The following is a 20905-nucleotide window of genomic DNA, read 5'->3' as shown; positions in this document are numbered from 1 at the left end:
CCATGACCCGCACGGTCCGTGCCGCCCGAGGCACCACGCTCACCGCGAAGAACTGGCAGACCGAAGCCGCGCTGCGGATGTTCCACAACAACCTCGACCCCGAGGTCGCCGAGCGCCCCGAGGACCTGGTGGTCTACGGCGGCACCGGCAAGGCCGCCCGCAACTGGGCCAGCTTCGACGCGATCACCCGCGAACTGACCACTTTGGACGCCGACGAGACACTGCTCGTCCAGTCCGGCAAGCCGGTCGGCGTGTTCCGCACGCACGAATGGGCGCCGCGCGTGCTCATCGCGAACTCCAACCTCGTCGGCGACTGGGCGACGTGGCCGGAGTTCCGCCGCCTGGAGGCCCAAGGCCTGACCATGTACGGCCAGATGACCGCGGGGTCCTGGATCTACATCGGCACGCAGGGAATCCTGCAGGGCACGTACGAGACCTTCGCCGCCGTCGCGAAGAAGCGGTTCGGCGGCAGCCTCAAGGGCACGCTCACCGTCACCGCCGGTCTCGGCGGCATGGGTGGCGCGCAGCCGCTCGCGGTCACGATGAACGACGGGGTCGCGCTCGTCATCGAATGCGACCCGCAGCGCGCGCACCGCCGCGTCGAGACCCGCTACCTCGACGAGGTCGCCGACGACCTCGACGACGCGATCCGCCGGGTGGAGGCCGCGAAGAAGGAGAAGCGCGCGCTGTCCGTCGGCGTGGTCGGCAACGCCGCCGAGGTGCTGCCCGAACTGCTGCGCCGCGGCGTCGAGGTCGACATCGTCACCGACCAGACCTCCGCGCACGACCCGCTTTCCTATCTGCCCAAGGGAATCGGCGTCGACGAGTGGCAGGACTACGCGGACAAGAAGCCCGACGAGTTCACCGAACGCGCCCGCGAGTCGATGGCGGAGCACGTCGAGGCGATGCTCGGCTTCCTCGACAAGGGCGCCGAGGTCTTCGACTATGGCAACTCCCTGCGCGGCGAGGCGAAACTCGGCGGCTGCGAGCGCGCGTTCGACTTCCCGGGATTCGTGCCGGCCTACATCCGCCCGCTGTTCTGCGAGGGCAACGGCCCGTTCCGCTGGGCGGCGCTGTCCGGCGACCCCGAGGACATCGCGGCGACCGACCGCGCGATGCTGGAACTGTTCCCGGAGAACGAATCCCTCGCGCGCTGGATCCGGCTCGCCGGGGAACGGGTGGCCTTCCAGGGCCTTCCGTCGCGCATCTGCTGGCTCGGCTACGGCGAGCGGCACCTCGCGGGGCTGCGGTTCAACGAGATGGTCGCCAGCGGTGAACTGAAGGCGCCGGTCGTCATCGGCCGCGACCACCTCGACTCGGGCAGCGTCGCCTCGCCGTATCGCGAGACCGAGGGCATGGCCGACGGTTCCGACGCGATCGCCGACTGGCCGCTGCTGAACGCGCTGGTCAACACCTCGTCGGGCGCCAGCTGGGTGTCGATCCACCACGGCGGCGGCGTCGGCATGGGCCGCTCCATCCACGCGGGCCAGGTCAGCGTGGCCGACGGAACCCTGCTGGCGGCGCAGAAACTCGAGCGCGTGCTCACCAACGACCCGGGCATGGGCGTCATCCGGCACGTCGACGCGGGCTACGACCGCGCCGCCGACGTCGCCGACGAGCGCGGCGTGCGCGTGCCGATGCGGGACGCCGAGTGACCGCGTCCTCGCTGCTGGAGGAGATCTCGGACGTCGGCCGCGACCCGAAGCGCGGAGGCTATTCCCGCCACGCCTTCGACGCGGCCGAAACCGAGCTGCGCGCGTGGTTCGTCGAGCGCGCCGGACGGCTGGGACTGGGCGTCGAGACCGACCGCAACGGCAACATCTGGGCCTGGTGGGGCACACCCGGCCCGGACGCGGTCGTCACCGGGAGCCATCTCGACTCGGTGCCCGGCGGCGGTGCCTTCGACGGTCCGCTCGGTGTCGCGAGCGCGCTCGACGCGGTGGAGATCTTGCAGGCCAAGGGATTCCGTCCGGCCAAGCCGTTCGCCGTCGTGGTCTTCGCGGAAGAGGAGGGCGGCCGATTCGGTGTGCCGTGCCTCGGATCGCGTCTCCTGACCGGGACCATCGCCGCGGACAAGGCACGCGGCCTGCGCGACCCGGACGGTGTCACGTTCGCCGAAGCGGCGGCGAAATCCGGCCTCGATCCGGATCGGGTCGGCCGTGACTCCGAGCGGCTCGGGCTGATCGGGCGGTTCCTGGAGCTGCACGTGGAGCAGGGGCGCGGGCTGATCGACCTCGGTTCGCCGGTCGCAGTCGGCAACACCGTGATTGCGCACGGACGATGGCGATTCTCCTTCCAGGGGCAGGGAAACCACGCCGGTGCGACGCTGATCGGCGATCGTCGTGACCCGATGATCCCGGCGGCGGAGACCGTGCTCGCAGTGCGGAAACTGGCGAAGGCGACCGCTGACGCGAGGGCCACCGTCGGCAGGCTCGTGCCGACGCCCGGCGGGACGAACGTCATCGCGTCCACTGTGGACCTTTGGCTGGACGCACGGGTGCCGGGCACGGATACGCCCGCACTGGTCGCGGAAATCGCGAAGCTGGCGGAAGAGGCGGCCGGACAGGAAGGGTGCCGCGTCGAGGTCACCAGGGAGTCGTACTCCGACGACGTGATCTTCGACGACGTGCTGCGCCGTGACCTGGGCACGTGGCTGGGCGGGCCGCCGGAACTGCCGACCGGCGCCGGGCACGACGCGGCGATCCTCGCCGGGTTCGTCCCGTCCGGAATGCTCTACGTGCGTAACCCCACCGGGATCAGCCATTCCCCGGAGGAGTTCTCCGAGCCCGACGACGTCGACCACGGTGCCCGCGCGCTCGCGGACGTCCTGGAGAAACTGTCGACATGACGACATATTGGTGTGAACGCGCCTGGCTGCCGGACGGGATCGCCGACGCCGTCCGGATCGAGGTCGACGGCGGCAAGATCGCGTCCGTGACGGCGAACGCGCCTCGCGAAGGGACTGTCCTGAGTGGACTGACCTTGCCGGGCTTCGCGAATGGGCACTCGCACGCGTTCCACCGTGCCCTGCGCGGGCGGACGCACCACGACCGCGGCACCTTCTGGACGTGGCGCGAGCGGATGTATTCGCTCGCGTCCCGGCTGGATCCGGATTCGTATTACCGGTTGGCGCGCGGGGTTTATGCCGAGATGGTGCTTGCCGGGTACACGAGCGTCGGCGAGTTCCACTATCTGCACCACGCGCCGGGCGGAAAGCCTTACGCCGAGCCGAATGCGATGGGCGAGGCCTTGCGGCAGGCCGCCAGGGACGCCGGGATCCGGCTGACGTTGCTCGACACGTGCTACCTCGCGGGCGGGATCGGCGTCGAGCCCGACGAGGTGCAGCGGCGGTTCTCCGACGGGACGGCCACCAAGTGGGCGCAACGAGTCGGCGAACTGCGGGAGGACGAGACGTTCCGGATGGGTGGGGCGATCCATTCGGTGCGTGCCGTTCCCGAGGATCAACTGTCCGAAGTGGCCGGTGGGGCCGGGCCGCTGCACATCCACCTTTCGGAGCAGCGTGCCGAGAACGAGCAATGTGTGGCGGCTTATGGCCGGACGCCGACGGGGCTGCTGCACGACCACGGCATCCTCGGCGAGCGGCTCACCGCGGTGCACGCCACGCACCTGACCCCGGATGACGTCCAGCGGTTGGGAGCCGCGAGGAGTCGCGCCTGTTTCTGCCCGACGACCGAACGGGATCTCGGCGACGGCATCGGCCCCGCGCGGACGCTGCTGGACGCGGGGGTGCGGCTGTCGATCGGCAGCGACAGCAACGCGGTCGTCGACGCGTTCGAGGAGACCAGGGCACTGGAATTGAACGAGCGGCTCGCCAGCGAGAAACGCGGCCGGTTCACCGCCGAGGAACTGCTCGTGGCCGCGACGGATCACGGCGCGGTCGGCTGGGACGAGGTCGGCACGCTGGCTCCGGGCGCGGGCGCGGACCTGGTCACGGTCGGGCTCGGGTCGGTGCGGACCGCGGGGATCGAGCCGTCCGGGGTGGTCTTCGCCGCTTCGGGTGCGGACGTCCGGGACGTCGTCGTCGCCGGGCGTGAGATCGTCCGCGATGGCGCGCATCAGCTGATCGACCGGCCGGAAACGGTCCTGGCCAAGGAGATCGAGGCATTGTGGCAGTCCTGATCACGGGAATCGGCGAGCTCACCACGAACGACGCCGAACTGGGCAAGCTCCGCGACGCGGCCGTCGTTATCGAGGGCGAAGCGATCGCGTGGGTCGGTGCGGCGGCGGACGCGCCCGAGGCGGACGAGCGGGTCGACGTCGAAGGGCGCGCGGTGCTGCCCGGCTGGGTGGACAGTCACACGCACCTCGTCTTCGCCGGGGACCGCACCGCCGAGTTCGAGGCGCGGATGGCCGGGAAGGCGTACAGCGCCGGGGGTATCGCGGTCACGGTCGATGCGACGCGGTCTGCTTCCGATGAGCAGCTGGCGGCGAACCTGCGGCGTCACGTGGACGAAGCGGCGAGGCAGGGCACGACCTGCCTGGAGACGAAGACCGGATACGGGCTCAACGTCGAAGACGAGGCTCGTTCGGCGCGGATCGCGGCCGATGTGGCCGACGAGGTCACGTTCCTCGGTGCGCATCTGGTGCCGCCGGGCGCGGACGCGGAGTCCTATGTGGACCTCGTGTGCGGTGACATGCTCGACGCCGTGGCCCCGCTCGTGCGGTGGGCCGACGTGTTCTGCGAGACCGGCGCGTTCGACGAGGCGCAGTCCGGACGGGTACTCAAGGCGGCGCGGGAGCGTGGGCTCGGGCTGCGGGTGCACGGGAACCAGCTGGGGGAGGGGCCGGGAGTGCGGCTCGCCGTCGAGCTGGGGGCGGCGAGTGTCGACCACTGCACCTACCTGAGCGAAGCGGACGTCGAGGCTCTCGCTGCTTCGGACACTGTCGCGACCTTGCTGCCGGCGTGCGACCTGTCGACGCGGCAGCCGCTGGCGCCGGCGCGGCGGCTTCTCGACGCGGGGGCGACGGTCGCGCTGGCGAGCAACGCGAATCCGGGCAGCTCGTACACGACGTCGATGGCGTTCTGCGTGACGACCGCGGTGCTGCAGATGCGGATGACGATCGACGAGGCGGTGTGGTCGGCGACGGCGGGCGGTGCCCGGGCCCTGCGGCGTGACGACGTGGGCTTCGTGCGGCCGGGGGCGCGTGCCGATCTTCACGTGCTGGAGGCGCCTTCGACGACACATCTCGCGTACCGGCCCGGGGTGCCGCTGACGGCTGGGGTGTGGCGGCGCGGAAGGCGTCTGACCAGCGGTTTCGCCTCAAAGTGGTAGCAAAGGTCCCTTGCTCCCCCGCGCCGGTCAGGAGGCTTGGCCGAGGGTCTCCTGGACGCGTTCACGCAAGGCGGGCGGGAGCTCGTCGAGCAGGTGGGACCACTGCTCGACCCGCTTGTCGCTCAGGTGCGTGAGCAGGTCGAGCACCGGCGCCCACAGGCCCTCGTCGGCGGCCGCGACCCCCAGGAGACCGCGGAACCGGGCTTCGGGAAGCAGCCCGAGGACGTGATCGATCCGGCTCTTGTCGTCGAGGACGAACGCGATCCGGATCAGCGCCTCGTCACCGATGACGGCCAGCGCCCGGCGCACCGTCGGATCGGGCAGGTGCCCGACGAACCGGCCGACGGTGATCCAGTCCTCGCGGCGCACCAGCTCACCGGCCACCTCGACGACGGTGTCGAGCGGGATCCGCGCGATGATCGCGCTCGCCCGCCGCGGGTCCAGTTCGGCCGCGACGTCGGCCAGGAACGGCGGCTTCAGCCGCTTCGCGACGTCGACGCCCCGAGAGACGTCGACCAGCCCGGCGATCCGCGCGCACAGAAGCGGGCCGAAGACCTTCTCGGCGATCTTCGCGAGAATCGGGCTCGGGACGAGCTTGCTCGCCATCGCCATCCGCTCCAGGGCGGCGAGGTTGGCGTCGAACAGCGTGTCCGTGACCTGCTCGCGGAACGCCTGGAGCTCGGCGGCGTCCACGTTCTCCAGGTACGAGAGCCGTTCCGGGGTGGTGCCGAGGACGCGGGCGAGTTTGAGGATCTCCGCCTGCGAGGCGAAGTTTTCGGTGGTCACAGGCCCACCACCTTCCGAACGGCGCCGCGCAGGAGCGCGGGTACGTACTTCAGGCCCTCTTCACCCGCTTCGGCCAAGGCCTTGGCCTGGCGGTGGCGCGCGTCCCGCAACGCGTCGGAGAGGTCCTGTTTCTCGTGGTCGGCCAGCGCTTCGATGCCTGCCGGGACAGGACCGCCTAGCTGACCGGTGAGTGTGCGCTCGGCCATGGTCGATCATCATGCGTCATCGGACCGGGGAAGCAGGGGACCTTTACTTTCGTCCATGGCGGACCGCTCGTCGCGGCTTGTAGCGTCCTGTCGTGTGAAGGACGCTGAGGAGCCCGTGCGGCGTGGGCGGCGGCTGGTCATGGACGTCGCCTTGTGGCTCGGGCTCTGCGGCTGGGTGGTCATCGACGCCGGATCCAGCACGAGGCACTGGGAGCTGCTCGCCGGCCTCACCGCGACCACCACCGCGATCGCGGCGGCGCGCCGGTATCCGCTCGTGTCGCTCGCCATCGCGATGGTGGCCAGTTTCGTCGTCATGGGCAGCTTCGGCGGCCGGGTGCCGATCTGGGAAGGCTTCGTCCTCGTCGCGGTCGGTTACCTCGCCGGCTATCGGCAACCGGTCGCGAAACCGATGCTGCGCCTCTTCGCCGCCGTTTCGGTGCTTGCTGTCCCTGTCGCGCTGCTGTGGAGCAAGGACGGCTTCGCGTCCTGGGGTGCGTTGCTCGGCGTCCTCGTCTTCGCGGGGGTGACGCCCTGGCTGCTGGGCAGGTACGTCCGGCAGCGCGAGGACATGGCGCGCGACGGCTGGCGTCGCGCCGAGGAGATGGAGAGCCGTCAGCGGCTCGTCGCCGATCGCGCGCGGTTGCGTGAGCGCACCCGGATCGCCAGTGACATGCACGATTCGCTGGGCCACGAGCTGAGCCTGATCGCGGTGCGCGCGGCGGCGCTGGAGGTCGCGGGCGGACTCGACGAACCACAGCGACGGGCCGCGGGTGAGCTGCGGCAGAGCGCCGCGACGGCGACCGAACGGCTGCGCGAGATCATCGGCGTCCTGCGAGAGGACGACGCGCCGACCGAGCCGGTGCACGAGAGCATCGACGAACTGCTCGACCGGACCAGGGCTTCGGGCGTGCTGATCGAGTCCTCAGTGGACGAACCGCTCGACGGTGAGCCGCCGATGGTCGACCGCGCCGCGTACCGCGTGGTCCAGGAATCGGTCACGAACGTGGTGAAACACGCGCCGGGTGCCGCGGTCACGGTCCGGGTCGTACGGGCCGAAGGGCAGACGGACGTCGTGGTCACCAACTCCGCGCCGCCCGCGGGACCGCTGCCGGGCAGGGCATCGGGCAAACGCGGGCTGATCGGCCTGCGCGAACGGGTCCGTCTCGTCGGCGGAACTCTGCGGGCAGGCCCTCGTGACGGCGGATTCGAGGTCAGCGCGACCTTGCCGCACGACGCGGCGCCGTCGGAGGAATCGCCCGAGAGCCAGGCGGCGATGGACGCCGAGGTGGGGCAGTCGACGTCGGCGAGGGAACTGGAACGCGCCCGCCGGGACGTCCGGCGCAGCCTGATCCAGGCGATCGTCGTGCCGATGGGGCTCTTCGGCGTGGTGGTCGGGATCAGCGGGGCCGTGTTCCTCGTCAAGTGGTACGGCTCCGAACTCCCCGGTGGCGACTACGCCCGCATCCACGTCGGCCAGACCCGCGCGGAGATCGCCTCCCTCTTGCCCGGCGGTCAGCGGATCGCGCGGCCACGTCAGCTGGAACCGCCGGTGCCCGCCGGGGCGATATGCGAGTACTACGGCACCGAACGCAGTCTGTTCGACAGGTACTACGAGGCGTACCGGCTGTGTTTCGCGGGTGGGAAACTCGTGTCGAAGAACGTGATCAGCGAAGACGAGAAAAAGGGGGACCCGGATGATCCGGGTGGTGCTGGCCGATGACGAGGCGATGATCCGCGCCGGGGTGTCGGCGATCCTGGCCGCGGACGCCGGGATCAAGGTGGTCGCGGAGGCCGAGGACGGGCGCGCCGCCGTCGAGCAGACCCGCGCGACCAGGCCGGACGTGGTGCTCCTCGACATCCGGATGCCGGTCATGGACGGGCTCAAGGCGGCCGAGGAGATCCGGCGGCTGCTGCCCGAGGTCGGTGTGATCATGCTGACGACGTTCGGCGAGGACGCCTACATCGAACGCGCGCTCGGCCTGGGCGCGAGCGGTTTCCTGCTGAAGTCCGGCGATCCCCGCGAACTGCTCGGCGGTATCCACGCGGTCGCGGGTGGGGCGGCGTTCCTTTCGCCGAAGGTCGCACAGCGGGTCATCGCCCGCTTTTCCGGCAATCAGGTTTCCCGCGCCGAAGAGGCGAAGGCGCTGATCGAGAAGCTGACCCCGCGTGAGCAGGAAGTGCTGGCGCTGCTGGGTTCTGGACTGTCCAATGCGGACATCGCCGCGAAACTGTTCGTCGTCGAGGGCACGGTGAAGGCCTACGTGAGCACCATCCTCAACCGGCTCGGCGCGCGGAACCGGGTGCAGGCCGCGATCACCGCGTACGAGGCGGGGCTGGTCGGCGGGGGACGGGAGGAGTCCAGCCGCTGACGCCGGCGCCGATGCGTGCGGTGAGCGCGCCGGGGAGCAGCCGGAACACGCCGTTGCGGACGGCCACGGCGAGCGGATTGCGCAGTTGCGGCCCGACTTTTCCCGCCTGGACCGAGGCTTTCACGACGCCTTGGCTGCGCGGACGGCGCTGCTCGTCGTAACTTTTCAATGCCGCGTCGACGTCTTCGATGGTGCTGAGCGCGGCGGCGAGGACGACGGCGTCTTCGATCGCCTGGCAGCCGCCTTGGCCGAGGAACGGCGGCATCGCGTGGGCCGCGTCGCCGAGCAGTGCGACGCGGCCTTTCACGTACGAGGGCAGGGGAGTGCCGAGTAGGTCGAGATCGTGGTGGAGCAGCGTCTCGGGCGCGGTCGCTTCGATGAGTTCGGGGATGGGGTCGTGCCAGCCGCCGAAGCGGTCTCGCAGATATGCCTTCGGATCCTCGTGGCGGACGCCCGCTTCGGCGACGTAACTCGCCCACCAGTAGACGCTGTCGTCGTGCAACGGGATGGCGCCGATCTCGGCGCCGTCGTCCCAGCTGGTGCTGAGCTCGATCTTCCGGTCGACGGTGGTCACCGCGCGGAACGCCGTGCTTCCGCTGTAGACCGGTTCGGGGTGTCGTGGCCACAGCTGCTTGCGGGCCATGCTGTGGATCCCGTCCGCGGCGACGATGACGTCGGCGTCGAGGTCGTCGATTCGGGTGACCTCGACGCCGGTGCGGACGCAACCCTCGGGAAGGGCGTCGTGGAGCGCGCCGATGAGATCCGCGCGGTGGATGGCGGCGAGCGGGCGGCCGTGATGACGGCGGAAGGCCTCGGCATCCCATCGGGTGATGCGGCGGCCGTCGCGGTCGTGGAGACCTCCGGACGATTGCTCCCGCAGCTTGCCGAGCCGGACGCCCAGCGTCTCGAGTGAACGCAGCGCGTTCGGCCACAGGGAGATGCCCGCGCCGGCGGCGGTGAGCGCCGGTGCCTGTTCGAGGACGGTGACCTCCCAGCCGATGCCGTGCAGCCCGATGGCGGCGCTCAGTCCGCCGATTCCCCCGCCGATCACGATCGCTTCGCGCATGTCGACCTCCTCTACACCTGTAGAGTACTACTACACTTGTAGAGTGCGAAAGGCGACGATCGGGGACGCGGCCATCGAGGTCATCGCGGCCGAGGGGATGCGGGGGCTGACGCATCGCGCGGTCGACCGGCTCGCCGGGCTGCCGCCGGGTTCGACCTCGTATTACGCGCGGACGCGGGCGGCGCTGCTGGAGCTGGCGATCTCGCGGATGGTCGAACTCGACGAGGTCACCCTCGACCCGCCGCCCGGGCAGCTGGCCGAGTATGTGGCGGGGTTCGCGCACGCGGCGATCACGAAGGGGCGGACGCGGATGCTCGCGCGGTACGAGTTCGCGCTGGAGGCGACGCGGCGGCCGGAGCTGCGGGAGGCCTACGACCGGGGTGGGCTGGTGATCCGGCGGCGGTGCGCGGAGGTGCTCACGGCGTGTGGATCGGCGGAGCCCGAACGGCACTCGCGGGTGCTCGTCGCGTGGCTGGAGGGGACGGTCTTCGACGCGCTGGCCGGGACGGGTTCGCTGCGGCCGCCGGGGCTGGAGGAGTTGACGCGGGGGGCGCGGGAGGTTTTGGCGGGGCTCGGGGTGACGGGGTAGCAAGGGACCTTTGCTACCAACCAGGGCGCTGACCTGCGGAAAGAGAGCAAGGGACCTTTGCTACCACTGGAGGCGTCGGTCCTGGAGCGAGAAGTCGCGAAAGCCACTTTCGGGACATCTGACGTCCTGAAAGTGGCTTTCGCGACGTGCGGCCGGCGCGGGTGGTAGCAAAGGTCCCTTGCTCCCCGTCAGGCGTCGCGCCGCCGCAGGACGGTGGAACCGGTCGCAAGCCCGGCCGCGGCCCAAGCCGCACAGAGCGCGACGCCGACCCAAGGCGCGTAGGGCGCGATGCCGCCGAAGATCGGATTACGCTGCCCAGGCGTGACCATCGCGTTGACGCCCGCGAAGCCGGGGAAGTAGTTCACGAGGTCCTCCGCGCCCAGCGAACCGGCGAACATCGGGATCATCACCAGCAGCACGAACACCGTCACGATCGTCCCCGCCGTCGAGCGCAGCGCCGTCCCCAGCCCGAGGCAGAGCAGGCCCAGCAGCGCGAAGTAGGCACCCATGCCGGCCGCGGTCCCGAGCACCTCGCCGACCGAAGAGTCGGGCGAGGGGATCTGCGGCGCCGAAACCGCCACACCGGCGAGCGTGTTCAGCACGCCGTAGCCGAACAGCACCGGCAGCAGGACGGCCGACTTCGCCATCAGGACCCGGTTCCGCACCGGGACCCACTGCAGCGTCGAGCGGATGCTGCCGCTGGCGTATTCGCTCGTGATGAACAGCGTCGCCAGCGCGACGACGGCGAACTGCGTCAGGTAGAACGCCGCCCCGGCCACCACCGAATGCGCCGCCATCGGACGGCTGCTGCCGTCGCTCAGCGAGAAACCCATCCCGGCGGAGTAGGCGAGCATCAGGAAGACCCCGCCGATCAGGCACCACCAGGTCGACCGGACCGACCAGAACTTGGTCCATTCCGAAGAGATCGTGTTCATCGTGCGCTCCACTGCTTGAAGAAGCCGGTCAGCTCGGTACGGAAGAACTCCAGCGCCTTCCGCGAGTCGATCGAGCCGTACTGGTTTTCGATCTCGGTCGGCGGGAGCTGCGGTCGCAGTCCCAGCTGGTCGATCAGGATCGCCGCGTCCGTCACCGACGAGTGACCGCTGTTCTCGACCAGGTCCTGCCTCTTCGGGCCGGTGAGCCGCGGCCACGTCTCGTCCCAGGACGCGCGGAAGTACTTCTCGCCGGTCGGGCTGGTCAGCAGCAGGAACGGCCGGTCGATCGAGACGTCGCCGTAGAACGGGCCGTCGACGTTCACGCCCGCCTTGATCCGCCGGTCCGCGGTCATCGCGGCGGCGGTCGCCGAACCCCCGGCGGAGTGACCGGCCATCCCGATCTTCGTCGCGTCGATCGACCAGCGCCGGTCCTTCAGCAGCGTGTCGACGACGAACGACGTGTCCACGGCGCGGTTGGCGATCGCGGAGGGCCACGGCTCGCCGGAGAGTCCACAAGCGACACACTGGCGCAGCCCGTCGGGGAACTCCGTCGCCCAGGCTTCGTAGGCGTGATCCACTCCGGCGACCACGAAACCTTGCGCGGCAAGGTGTTCGGCCACCGAGGTCAGCGTGATCCGGTTGTTGCCCGCGCCCGGCGAAAGCACCACCAGCGGACGCCGTCCCGGTAGGGAGGGCGCGTTCTCCCGCGAGTGGACCCGCACCTTGCTCAGCGCGTCCGGCGGCAGGTCGAGCTTCCGCCCGGCGACCGCGGCCGCCGACTCGGCCTTCGTCATGTACAGCGGCGCGCGGCCGATCGGCACGGCCGGGTACCAGACGTTGACCATCAGTTCGCGGCGCTTTTCGGGCACCCAGGGGTCGGCTCTCCGCTGATCGGTGAGATGCAGCGTGCGCAGCCCGATCGGGAACGGGCCGTACGGCGCGGGCAGCGACAGCGCCGGAGCCGGTGCCGGTGCCGCCGACGCGGCCGCCGGCACCCCCAGCAGGCCGGCGATCACCGCCACCATGACCATGAGTGATTTCATGCCGCGACTCCCGTTCCGTATTCGACCGACGACGCGGTCAGTTCCATGTACGCCTGTTCGAGCGAGGCGGTCCGTTCGGTCAGCCCGTGTACGCGGATCCCGAGTTCGTGCACCGCGTCGCCGACGAGATGAATGGGCAGGTCGTGCACGACCAGTTCGCCCTGATCGGCTTCCGTGGTCGCGCCGAGCGCGTGCAGGCGCTGTTCGAGAGCATGGAGTTCGGCGGGGGCGGGCACCCGCACCGCGACCGAAGTCCGCGAATTGCCCGCGATGAATTCGTCGACCGGCGCGTCGGCGAGGAGCTTCCCCTTGCCGATGACGACGAGCCGGTCCGCGGTCAGCTGCATCTCGCTCATCAGGTGGCTCGACACGAACACCGTGCGGCCCTCCTCCGCGAGCGACCGCATCAGGTGCCGCACCCAGCGGACGCCGTCGGGGTCGAGCCCGTTCACCGGCTCATCGAACATCAGCACGCCGGGATCACCCAGCAAGGCGCCGGCGATCCCGAGCCGTTGCCCCATGCCGAGGGAGAACGTTCCGGCGCGTTTGCCCGCGACGTCGCTGAGGCCGACCGTCGCGAGCACCTCGTCGACCCGGCTCGCCGGGATCCCGTTGCTGCGCGCCATCGCCAGAAGATGTTTGCCCGCGCTCCGGCCGGGGTGCAGCGCCTTCGCCTCCAGCAGCGCGCCGACCTCGCGCAGCGGGAAGCGCAGGTCCTCGTACCTCTTGCCGTCGATGCGGACTTCGCCGTCGTTCGGCGCGTCGAGGCCGAGCGTCATCCGCATGGTCGTCGACTTGCCCGCGCCGTTGGGACCGAGGAAACCGGTCACCTTGCCCGGCTCGACGGCGAAGGTCAGCCCATCGACCACCGTCTTCTCGCCATAGCGCTTCGTGAGTCCTCGAAGCGTGATCATCCGCGTCCTCCTTCGTGTCCCTGAATCCTCCGATGTGGGGACACCCGAGGACATTGCCCCGAAGTCATCGGCCACCCCTTACTTTCGGCAGGTGCCGCTCGGCACGAGTCGGCGCGGAAAGGCACAATCGGCGCCATGACCACCCGCGAACAACGGCGCGTGAATCCGCTCGACCTGGTGATGCTCGTCCTCGCCGTGTTCTCGGTCGGGCTGCTCGCCTACGTGACGTTCTTCCCGCATTCGGCGGAGACGGCGCACCGCGTCTTCGTCATCGACACGACGGTGTGCGGGATCTTCGCGCTGGAATTCCTCTGGCGGTGGCGGCGCAACGGCTGGGAGAAGCGGTTCCCGCTGCGCAACTGGTACGAAATCCTCGGCATGATCCCCATCGCGCATCCGGCGCTGCGCGGCTTCCGGCTGTTGCGGATCATCGTGGTGCTGGTCCGGCTCGCCCGTACGGCGGACAGGGCGTTCGGGGAGCGGTTCACGCAGCGGCTGGTCGAACGGCTTTCGCGGCCGATCGTGCTGGCGATCAAGAAGCCGATCACGATCGCGGTGCTCGACGAGGTCGTGAAGGTGCTGGAAACCGGGAACTATCCGCAGAACCTCGCGCGTTCGCTCGGTGAGAACCAGACGCTGCTGCGCGGGATCATCGCGGAGAAGCTCAAGAACGATCCGCAGGCCGGGCGGCTTTCGAAACTGCCGTTCCACGACGAAGTGGTGCGTTCGGTGATCGACACCGCGATGCGCGTGATCCTCGAAGTGCTGACCGATCCGCGGATCGACGAGTTCTTCGCGCATGTGGTGCGGGAGAACCGGGAGCAGATTCGCAGCGCCGTGCAGCTGGGATTGAACGAGCGTGAGGACGACGAGGAGCTGGCGGCGCAGTTGCCGACCAAGCCGCAACATCAGCTGATGGACTGACCTCTTGAGGTACGCCGGGTGGGCGCGGCGGTCAGCGGATCCTCCGGCCACGGGTGTTTCGGGTAGCGGCCGCGAAGATCGGCGCGCACGGCCGCGTACCCGTTGCGCCAGAACGATTCCAGATCGGCGGTGACGGCGGCCGGCCGCCCGGCGGGGGAGAGCAGGTGCAGCACCACCGGGACACCCGCCAGCTTCGGCGTCGCGAGCCAGCCGAAGGTCTCCTGCAGCTTCACGGCCAGCACCGGCTGCTCGCCCGAATAGTCGACCCTGATCCGCGAACCCGACGGCACCTCCAGCCGATCCGGCGCCAGTTCGTCCAAACGCGACGCTTCGGGCCAGGGCAGCAATCCACGCAGCGCGGCACCCGCGTCCAGCGATGCCAGGTCCGATCGGCGGCGAGCCGAGCCGAGGTCCAGCCAGCTGTCCACAGTAGACAGCAGGTCCGCATCGCCGAACGCGGGCCAAGGCGGGCCCAGTACTCGATGCAGGAAAGACAGCCGCTCGCGCAGTCGCTTCCCGTCTTCCGACCAGCGAAGCAGGCTGAGTCCTTCGGTGCGCAAACCGTCCAGCAGCGCGGCGCGGATCGCGTCCGGCGCGGGTGAGCGCAACGGTTTCTCCGCGAGCACGATCGCCCCGAGCCGTCGCACCGATCGCGCGACGACGTCACCCGAAGACCAGCGCACTTCGTCCTCTGAGGACACCAGATTCGGCGCCGCGCGCACGGCGAGGTCCTCGTCGGCGGGGGCGGCCAGCCGGATGATGCCTTGTGCGCGGCCGGGATCGCGGGTCGCTTCGGCCACGGCCAGCCATTCGACGTCGGCGAGTCCGCTGCCGCGCGGGAGTTCGGCCGCAGTTCCGCCTGCCATCAGATACACCGGCGTCCCCGCGGCACGCCGTCGCGCGAGCCGCTCGGGATGCGCGAGCGCCACCACCAGTGCCGGATCGGACGCGTTGCCGCCGTCGGGCACCAGCCGGGAAAGCCGTCGTACGTCACGCTTCCAGCGCTCGTCGCCGCGCACTCGGCGCAGCTCGGCTTCGAGGTCGGTCAGGGTGCCGCCGCTGTCCAGCAGCGCGACGACTTCGGCGGCCGAGCGTGCGTTGGTCCGCGCCGCGCCGTCCAGCAACGCCCTCGCCAGCCGTGGATGCAGGCCCAGCCCGGCCATCTTCCGGCCGCGTTCGGTGACCGTGCCGTCCTCCGCGGTCGCCCCGAGCGTGGTCAGCAACGCTCGCCCGGCGGCCAGCGCGCCTTCGCCGGGCGGGTCCCACCAGGCGAGGCCGGAACCGTCCGGAGTGGACCAGCAGGCGAGTTCGAGGGCGAACCGCGCCAGTTCCGCCGTCCGGATCTCGGGTTCGGGATAGGCGGGCAGCGAACCCTGCTCGTGCGCGGCCCAGCAGCGGTACGCGCGGCCCGGCGCCTCACGTCCGGCGCGACCGGCGCGCTGTTCCGCGACCGCGGCCGAAACGCGGACCGTCGCCAATCCGGGCAGGCCGCGCCGGTGATCGACGCGGGGAACGCGGGAAAGTCCGCAGTCCACCACCGCGCGTACCCCCGGCACGGTCAGGCTGGATTCGGCGACCGATGTCGAGAGCACCACCCTGCGACGATCGCGCGGGCGCAGCGCGTCGTCCTGGCTCGCCGCCGAAAGCCGTCCGTGCAAGGGCAGCACGTCGGCGTCGAGACCGTTGAGAAGTCCGCTCACCCTGGCGATCTCACCGGCGCCGGGCAGGAAGGCGAGGACGTCACCGTCCACTTCGGACAGTGCTTTGTGGATCACGCGGGCCACGGTCGCCTCGATCCGCTCGCCGCGCGCGGGCGGGGAGTACGAGACGTCGACGGGATAAGTCCTCGCGTGCGCGGTGATCACCGGCGCGTCGCCGAGCAGGGCCGCCAGCCGTCCGGAGGCCACCGTGGCGGACGTCGCGAGCAGCCGTAGGTCGTCCCGCAGCCCGGCGCGCACGTCCAGTAGCAGCGCGAGCAGGAGGTCCGCGTCGAGATGGCGTTCGTGGCATTCGTCGAGCAGGACGGCCGACACCCCGGCCAGCTCGGGATCGCCCTGCACCCGCCGGACCAGCAGGCCCGAGGTGACCACTTCGATCCGCGTCGAAGAAGACACCTTCCGATCGCCGCGGACCGAATAGCCGACCGTCTCACCGACCCGTTCGCCGAGCAGAGACGCCATCCTCGCCGCGGCGGCCCGTGCCGCGAGCCGCCGCGGTTCGGCGACGATCACCCGGCCTTCGCCGTTGTCCAGCGCGAGCGGCACCAAAGTGGTCTTTCCGGTGCCAGGGGGCGCGACGAGGACCGCGGTGCCGTGGGCGTCGAGTGCGGCTTCGAGTTCGGGCAGGACGGCGCGAACCGGCAGATCGGGAAGGGTCACCGCTCGGTCACCTGTGGCGGAGGCGGGATCCGGTAGCCGGACGGGCCGATGTTGCGGTTCAGCGAATCGAGCCATTCCCCGGACGAGATCATCTTCTGGATCGCCTTGGCCACCGCCGCGCGGCCCTCGATGTCGTCCTTGCGCAGGCCGACGCCGTACTTCTCCTTCGAGAAGGGCTTGCCGACGACCCGCAGCAGTTCCGGGTTCTGCGCCACGTAACCGGCGAGGATGACGTCGTCGGTGGTCACCGCGTCCACCTGTCCGGCGAGCAGCGCCGTGACGCAGTCCTGGTAGCGCGGGTACTCGACGAGCTGCACGGCCTGGGCGAACTTGTCGCGCACCTGCTCCGCCGAGGTGGTGCCGCCCACGGCGCACAGCTTACGGCCGTTGAGGTTCTCGGGACCGGTGATGTCGGTCGACCGGAGGCGGACGAGGAGATCCTGGCCGGTGTCGAAATAGGGGCCGGCGAACGCGACCACCTGTTTGCGTTTTTCGGTGATCGAGTAGGTCGCCACCATCAGATCCGTGGTCCCCGAGGTGATGTCCGTCTCGCGGGACGACGGCCTGCTGTCGTGCCAGGTGATGTGATCCTCGTCGACACCCAATTCGCTCGCCACGTACTTCGCCACGTCGACGTCGAAGCCGACGTACCGGCCGTCGACCGTCCGTTTGGAAAGGCCCGGCTGGTCGAAGCGGATGCCGATGGTGAGCTTGTTGGACGCGACGGCGCGCGCGACGAGAGAATCCGACGGACCGGCCTCTTCGCCGCAGGCCGCCGCTGTGACCAGCATCAAGCAGGCCACCAGCAGGGCGCGTCCCCTCATCGGGTGCCTCCGTCCGCCGCCTCACGTTGTTCTCAGGGTCGGCGGTTAGCCTAGGCCCGTGCGTAGACCGCCCCAAGTCGTACTCGACGCCGTGGGCACACTCGCCCGGCTCGGACTGGCCGCCGTCTGGTTAATTTCCGGAGCGCTGAAGATCAGCGCCCCGGGGCAGACCTACATCGCGGTCCAGGCGTTCGATGTCCTGCCGGACGGGCTCGTCCGCCCGGTCGCGATCGGGATGCCGCTCGTCGAACTGGCGCTCGGCCTGTTCCTGCTCGCCGGGTTCGTGACCCGGTGGGTGTCGGTGCTGTCGGTGCTGCTGCTCGCGGTGCTCATCGCCGCGATCGCCCAATCCTGGGCGCGCGGGCTGAGCATCGATTGCGGCTGTTTCGGCGGTGGCGGTCAGATCGCCGCGGATCAGACGCAGTATCCGCAGGAGATCGCCAGGGACCTCGGATTCGCGCTCCTGGGTGTCTGGCTGATCGTGCGGCCGCGGACCTGGTTTTCCGTGGACGGCTGGCTCGGGAACTCTCGCGCCTCCGCCGACGACGACTATGTGGGTATCGCTGAAGGGAACGAATAATCGTGGGTGGAGCTGAGCGCAACGCTCGGAAACGCAAGCAGCAGCAGACGGCGGCGCGTTCGGTGGCACAGGCCAGGGGCGTCGCGGGCGGCGACAAGAAGAAGGTCGTCGCGATCACCGTCGCGGTGGTCGTCCTCGCCGCGCTGGTGATCGGTGGTGTCATCTGGACGACCTCCAGCAAGGACAGCACCGAGGGCAAGGTGATCGGCGCGCAGACGGGCACATCGGCGCCCGGCGTCGTCGAGAAGCGCGACGGTGCCGTCGTGACCGTCGGCAAGCCCGAGGCGAAGAAGACCATCGACGTCTACGCCGACTTCCTGTGCCCGGTCTGCAAGCAGTTCGAGGAGACCTTCAAGGGGCAGATCGAGGAGCAGGTGAACAACGGGACCTTGCAGGTCCGGTACCACATGCTGCCGATGCTGAACCAGCGTTCCGACCCGCCCGGCTACTCGCTGGACTCCGCCAACGCCTCCCTCGCGGCGGCCGACGCGGGCAAGTTCCTCGCCTTCCACGACGCGCTGTTCAAGGACCAGCCGGAGGAAGGCGGCCGCGGGTTCGACAAGGCGCAGCTGATCAAGCTCGGCCAGGACGTCGGCATCACCGACCCGACCTTCGTGCTCAAGGTCAACAGTGGCGCGTACGAGCAGGAGATCCAGGACGCGTACAAGAAGATCTCGACGGACCCGTCGCTGCAGCAGGACTTCGGCAACGGCCCCGGTTTCGGCACGCCGACCGTCACCTCGAACGGGCAGGTCGTGAAGCTCGAGCAGGACTGGGTGCAGAAGGTCGTCAGCTAGTTTTCCCGTGATGGCCCCCTTCCCTCGGATCAGCCGAGGGAAGGGGGCCTTCACGCTGTTCGGGGCCGGTGGGGGCGGCCGGGTGGTAGCAAAGGTCCCTTGCTCTCCGCGCCGCGGTGACCGTGTGGATTTCTGGTCATCCAACGCACCAAAATCCACACAGTCAGTCAACACCGCTACGCGTCGTACAGGGTGTGTGGAAATAGGGACACTCAACGTCCCTATTTCCACACACCCCTGCCCGCCGGGGACGTGGTAGCAAAGGTCCCTTGCTCCCTTTCGCAGGTCAGGGGTGCGAGGCGACGGCGGCGAAGGCCTGTACGCGCGCTGTCTCCGCGGAGCGCGGCCAGACGAGGCCCCACTCGACGTCGGGTGATCCGGCGAAGGGCACGAAGCGGATCCGCGGGTGGCTGAAGTACTCCCGCGCGTGCGCGGCGAGCGGGCAGATACCGGCACCGGTGGCGATCGCGGCGAGCAGCTCTTGAAAGGTCGCGAAGGGGGCGCCCCGGGTCACGGGGTGCCCGGCCGGCGTCAGCCACTGTCGCGGTTCTTCGACCCAGTACGGCTCCGGCGGATGCGCCGCGCGAAGGACGGTGTCGCGGGCGAGGTCGTCGAGAGTGACCGACTTCCGTCGCGCGAAAGGGTGTTTCGACGACACCGCGAGCACCATCGGTTCGGTGTACACGGCCGGTCCGGTCGTGAGATCGGGTTCGTCGACCGGAAGCAGCGTCACCAGCACGTCGATCTCACCCGATCGCAGCATCGCGAACGGGTCGGCGAAATCAGCCTCGCGAATGAGCGGTTCGGTGTCCGGGTAGCGCTGCCGGAAACGGTCGAGCAGCTCTTCGGTCAGGTCGGCGACGCCGGGTGCTTCGAAACCCAGCCGCAGCACGCCGCCGATCCCGCGGCCGGCCGCGATCGCGCGGTCGACGCCTTCGTGCAGCGCGCGGTAGGCGGGGCCGAGGTCGTCTCGCAGCCGTTCGCCGATCGGGGTGAGCCGGACCCGTCGGCTGGTGCGGGCGAACAGCGGTACACCGATCCGGCGCTCCACCTGCTTGATCGACTGGCTCACCCGCGCCTGCGAGACGTGCAGGCGCTCCGCGGTACGGCCGAAATGTAGCTCGTCGGCCAGCGCCAGGAAGATCTCGATATCCCGCAGTTCCATAATCTCCAGGTTATCGATGCGGCTCCGTGCCGGTCACCGGGAACCGTATTTCTCGCAGGTCTAGACCATCGATGCTGTGTCATGTGTTAATTCAAGCAATGAATTTACGCGTTCTCGGCATGGGTGGTGAGGTATGACGAAATTCGTGGTCCGGCTCGCTCTGCTGTTCGTTTCGTGTCTCGCACTGGCGTCGGCGCCGGTGGCGGCGCAGGCGGCACCCGCGTTCAAGGTGCTCGCGTTCTACAACGGCACCTACGACGCGGCGCACATCAGCTTCGTCAAGGAAGCCAACCAGTGGTTCCCGAAAACCGCTTCGCAGAACAACTTCAGCTACACCGCGACCAACGACTGGAACCGGCTGAGCTCGCTGCAGCCGTCGCAGTATCAGGTCGTGCTGTTCCTGGACGACCTGCCGCAGACCTCCTCGCAACGCTCGGGCTTCGAGCGCTACATGAACGCGGGGGGCGCGTTCTTCGGCTTCCACGTGGCCGCGTTCACCACCAATCCGTCCACATGGGACTGGTACCACAACAGGTTCCTCGGCACGGGTGCGTTCAAGTCCAACACCTGGGGCCCGACGACGGCGACGCTGAAGGTGGAGAACCGGCCGCATTCCTCGACCACGCGGCTGCCCGCGACCTTCACCTCGTCGGTGAGCGAGTGGTACGCCTGGAACAGCGACCTGCGCAAGAACCCGGACATCCGGATCCTCGCGTCGGTGGATCCGGTGAGCTTCCCGCTCGGGACCGATCCGAACCAGTCCTGGTACAGCGGGTACTACCCGATCCTCTGGACCAACGCCAAGTACAAGATGCTCTACGCCAACTTCGGGCACAACAAGATGAACTACGAGACGAACCAGCCGCTTTCGTCGACCTTCGGCAGCGAGGTGCAGAACCGCTTCGTCGTCGACGGTCTGCTGTGGCTCGGTGGAAGGCAAACCGCACGAGGATGAGCCGGGCCCCTGCTCCCTTTCCGCAGGTCAGGGGCCTCGGTGGTAGCAAAGGTCCCTTGCTCTCCCGCGGTGCCGTGAAG

At 69.5% G+C, this 20905-nt stretch carries 20 protein-coding genes; 11 read left to right on the top strand and 9 right to left on the bottom strand.

Features of this window, described 5'->3' with window-relative positions; genetic code table 11:
* The first annotated feature begins 2 nt into the window (after positions 1-2).
* Genes hutU through hutI form a run of 4 tightly spaced genes read left to right on the top strand, consistent with a single transcriptional unit; the run spans position 3 to position 5294 of the window.
* Positions 3-1655, top strand: coding sequence for a urocanate hydratase (gene hutU / locus AJAP_RS32790; RefSeq protein WP_038518732.1), 1653 nt, complete (start codon positions 3-5; stop codon positions 1653-1655).
* Positions 1652-2848, top strand: a complete 1197-nt coding sequence (locus AJAP_RS32785) for an allantoate amidohydrolase (protein ID WP_038518730.1) — start codon at positions 1652-1654, stop codon at positions 2846-2848. The genes hutU and AJAP_RS32785 overlap by 4 nt, the downstream gene beginning before the upstream one ends.
* On the top strand, positions 2845-4140 hold the full coding sequence (locus tag AJAP_RS32780; protein WP_038518728.1) for a formimidoylglutamate deiminase: 1296 nt from the start codon (positions 2845-2847) through the stop codon (positions 4138-4140). The genes AJAP_RS32785 and AJAP_RS32780 overlap by 4 nt, the downstream gene beginning before the upstream one ends.
* Positions 4128-5294, top strand: coding sequence for an imidazolonepropionase (gene hutI / locus AJAP_RS32775; protein WP_038518726.1), 1167 nt, complete (start codon positions 4128-4130; stop codon positions 5292-5294). Before AJAP_RS32780 ends, hutI begins: the two co-directional genes overlap by 13 nt.
* A 27-nt stretch (positions 5295-5321) precedes the next feature.
* Here the strand turns inward: hutI and AJAP_RS32770 are convergent, their stop codons facing one another.
* Together AJAP_RS32770 and AJAP_RS32765 are read right to left on the bottom strand one after the other, a co-directional pair.
* Complete coding sequence (locus tag AJAP_RS32770) at positions 5322-6080, bottom strand: hypothetical protein (RefSeq protein WP_038518724.1); 759 nt, start codon at positions 6078-6080, stop codon at positions 5322-5324.
* Complete coding sequence (locus tag AJAP_RS32765) at positions 6077-6286, bottom strand: hypothetical protein (protein ID WP_016331662.1); 210 nt, start codon at positions 6284-6286, stop codon at positions 6077-6079. Before AJAP_RS32765 ends, AJAP_RS32770 begins: the two co-directional genes overlap by 4 nt.
* Positions 6287-6401: 115 nt before the next feature.
* Here AJAP_RS32765 and AJAP_RS32760 point away from each other — a divergent pair, with 115 nt between their 5' ends.
* Positions 6402-8006 carry a histidine kinase gene (locus AJAP_RS32760; protein WP_038518722.1) on the top strand — a complete coding sequence of 535 codons (1605 nt, stop codon included), beginning with the start codon at positions 6402-6404 and terminating at the stop codon, positions 8004-8006.
* Complete coding sequence (locus AJAP_RS32755) at positions 7981-8655, top strand: response regulator transcription factor (RefSeq protein WP_038518720.1); 675 nt, start codon at positions 7981-7983, stop codon at positions 8653-8655. Before AJAP_RS32760 ends, AJAP_RS32755 begins: the two co-directional genes overlap by 26 nt.
* Here AJAP_RS32755 and AJAP_RS32750 read toward each other — a convergent pair.
* Positions 8600-9721, bottom strand: coding sequence for an FAD-dependent monooxygenase (locus AJAP_RS32750; protein ID WP_038518718.1), 1122 nt, complete (start codon positions 9719-9721; stop codon positions 8600-8602). The two genes, AJAP_RS32755 and AJAP_RS32750, sit on opposite strands and share 56 nt — an antisense overlap.
* 43 nt (positions 9722-9764) lie before the next feature.
* On the opposite strand from AJAP_RS32750, the gene AJAP_RS32745 reads away from it, so the two are divergent.
* Complete coding sequence (locus AJAP_RS32745; protein WP_038518717.1) at positions 9765-10310, top strand: TetR/AcrR family transcriptional regulator; 546 nt, start codon at positions 9765-9767, stop codon at positions 10308-10310.
* A gap of 188 nt (positions 10311-10498) precedes the next feature.
* Here the strand turns inward: AJAP_RS32745 and AJAP_RS32740 are convergent, their stop codons facing one another.
* Genes AJAP_RS32740 through AJAP_RS32730 form a run of 3 tightly spaced genes read right to left on the bottom strand, consistent with a single transcriptional unit; the run spans position 10499 to position 13202 of the window.
* A complete protein-coding gene (locus tag AJAP_RS32740; protein ID WP_038518715.1) occupies positions 10499-11245 on the bottom strand; it encodes an ABC transporter permease in 747 nt (248 codons plus the stop codon).
* Positions 11242-12288 (bottom strand): alpha/beta hydrolase family protein, encoded by a 1047-nt coding sequence (locus AJAP_RS32735; RefSeq protein WP_038518714.1) that lies wholly within the window; start codon positions 12286-12288, stop codon positions 11242-11244. The genes AJAP_RS32740 and AJAP_RS32735 overlap by 4 nt, the downstream gene beginning before the upstream one ends.
* Complete coding sequence (locus AJAP_RS32730) at positions 12285-13202, bottom strand: ABC transporter ATP-binding protein (protein ID WP_038518713.1); 918 nt, start codon at positions 13200-13202, stop codon at positions 12285-12287. Before AJAP_RS32730 ends, AJAP_RS32735 begins: the two co-directional genes overlap by 4 nt.
* Positions 13203-13337: 135 nt before the next feature.
* On the opposite strand from AJAP_RS32730, the gene AJAP_RS32725 reads away from it, so the two are divergent.
* Positions 13338-14126, top strand: a complete 789-nt coding sequence (locus AJAP_RS32725) for an ion transporter (protein ID WP_038518711.1) — start codon at positions 13338-13340, stop codon at positions 14124-14126.
* Here AJAP_RS32725 and hrpB read toward each other — a convergent pair.
* Together hrpB and AJAP_RS32715 are read right to left on the bottom strand one after the other, a co-directional pair.
* Positions 14111-16504 carry an ATP-dependent helicase HrpB gene (gene hrpB, locus AJAP_RS32720; RefSeq protein WP_038518709.1) on the bottom strand — a complete coding sequence of 798 codons (2394 nt, stop codon included), beginning with the start codon at positions 16502-16504 and terminating at the stop codon, positions 14111-14113. The genes AJAP_RS32725 and hrpB overlap by 16 nt on opposite strands.
* Positions 16501-17328, bottom strand: a complete 828-nt coding sequence (locus AJAP_RS32715; RefSeq protein ID WP_038518708.1) for a glutamate ABC transporter substrate-binding protein — start codon at positions 17326-17328, stop codon at positions 16501-16503. The genes hrpB and AJAP_RS32715 overlap by 4 nt, the downstream gene beginning before the upstream one ends.
* Before the next feature lie 91 nt (positions 17329-17419).
* Here AJAP_RS32715 and AJAP_RS32710 point away from each other — a divergent pair, with 91 nt between their 5' ends.
* The gene (locus tag AJAP_RS32710) at positions 17420-17908 is read left to right on the top strand and encodes a MauE/DoxX family redox-associated membrane protein (protein ID WP_038518706.1); all 489 of its coding nucleotides are present in this window, start codon (positions 17420-17422) and stop codon (positions 17906-17908) included.
* Between the two features lie 2 nt (positions 17909-17910).
* Positions 17911-18705: a DsbA family protein gene (locus AJAP_RS32705; RefSeq protein WP_038518704.1), complete on the top strand. Its 795-nt coding sequence runs from the start codon at positions 17911-17913 to the stop codon at positions 18703-18705.
* Positions 18706-18991: 286 nt separating this feature from the next.
* On the opposite strand, the gene AJAP_RS32700 is transcribed toward AJAP_RS32705, so the two are convergent.
* Positions 18992-19870, bottom strand: coding sequence for a LysR family transcriptional regulator (locus AJAP_RS32700; protein WP_038518702.1), 879 nt, complete (start codon positions 19868-19870; stop codon positions 18992-18994).
* A 133-nt stretch (positions 19871-20003) separates the two neighbouring features.
* On the opposite strand from AJAP_RS32700, the gene AJAP_RS32695 reads away from it, so the two are divergent.
* Complete coding sequence (locus AJAP_RS32695) at positions 20004-20825, top strand: ThuA domain-containing protein (protein WP_038518700.1); 822 nt, start codon at positions 20004-20006, stop codon at positions 20823-20825.
* Positions 20826-20905: the final 80 nt, after the last annotated feature.

The organism is Amycolatopsis japonica (assembly GCF_000732925.1).
Lineage (GTDB): Bacteria > Actinomycetota > Actinomycetes > Mycobacteriales > Pseudonocardiaceae > Amycolatopsis > Amycolatopsis japonica.
Note: the sequence above shows the minus strand (reverse complement) of the source record. Positions and strands in the feature narration are given on the sequence as shown.

Excerpts from the sequence above, each read along its gene's own strand:
- hutU (WP_038518732.1), top strand. The coding sequence starts at position 3 with ATGACCCGCACGGTCCGTGCCGCCCGAGGCACCACGCTCACCGCGAAG.
- AJAP_RS32780 (WP_038518728.1), top strand. The coding sequence starts at position 2,845 with ATGACGACATATTGGTGTGAACGCGCCTGGCTGCCGGACGGGATCGCC.
- AJAP_RS32765 (WP_016331662.1), bottom strand. The coding sequence starts at position 6,286 with ATGGCCGAGCGCACACTCACCGGTCAGCTAGGCGGTCCTGTCCCGGCA.
- AJAP_RS32755 (WP_038518720.1), top strand. The coding sequence starts at position 7,981 with ATGATCCGGGTGGTGCTGGCCGATGACGAGGCGATGATCCGCGCCGGG.
- AJAP_RS32750 (WP_038518718.1), bottom strand. The coding sequence starts at position 9,721 with ATGCGCGAAGCGATCGTGATCGGCGGGGGAATCGGCGGACTGAGCGCC.
- AJAP_RS32740 (WP_038518715.1), bottom strand. The coding sequence starts at position 11,245 with ATGAACACGATCTCTTCGGAATGGACCAAGTTCTGGTCGGTCCGGTCG.
- AJAP_RS32735 (WP_038518714.1), bottom strand. The coding sequence starts at position 12,288 with ATGAAATCACTCATGGTCATGGTGGCGGTGATCGCCGGCCTGCTGGGG.
- AJAP_RS32730 (WP_038518713.1), bottom strand. The coding sequence starts at position 13,202 with ATGATCACGCTTCGAGGACTCACGAAGCGCTATGGCGAGAAGACGGTG.
- AJAP_RS32725 (WP_038518711.1), top strand. The coding sequence starts at position 13,338 with ATGACCACCCGCGAACAACGGCGCGTGAATCCGCTCGACCTGGTGATG.
- AJAP_RS32715 (WP_038518708.1), bottom strand. The coding sequence starts at position 17,328 with ATGAGGGGACGCGCCCTGCTGGTGGCCTGCTTGATGCTGGTCACAGCG.
- AJAP_RS32700 (WP_038518702.1), bottom strand. The coding sequence starts at position 19,870 with ATGGAACTGCGGGATATCGAGATCTTCCTGGCGCTGGCCGACGAGCTA.
- AJAP_RS32695 (WP_038518700.1), top strand. The coding sequence starts at position 20,004 with ATGACGAAATTCGTGGTCCGGCTCGCTCTGCTGTTCGTTTCGTGTCTC.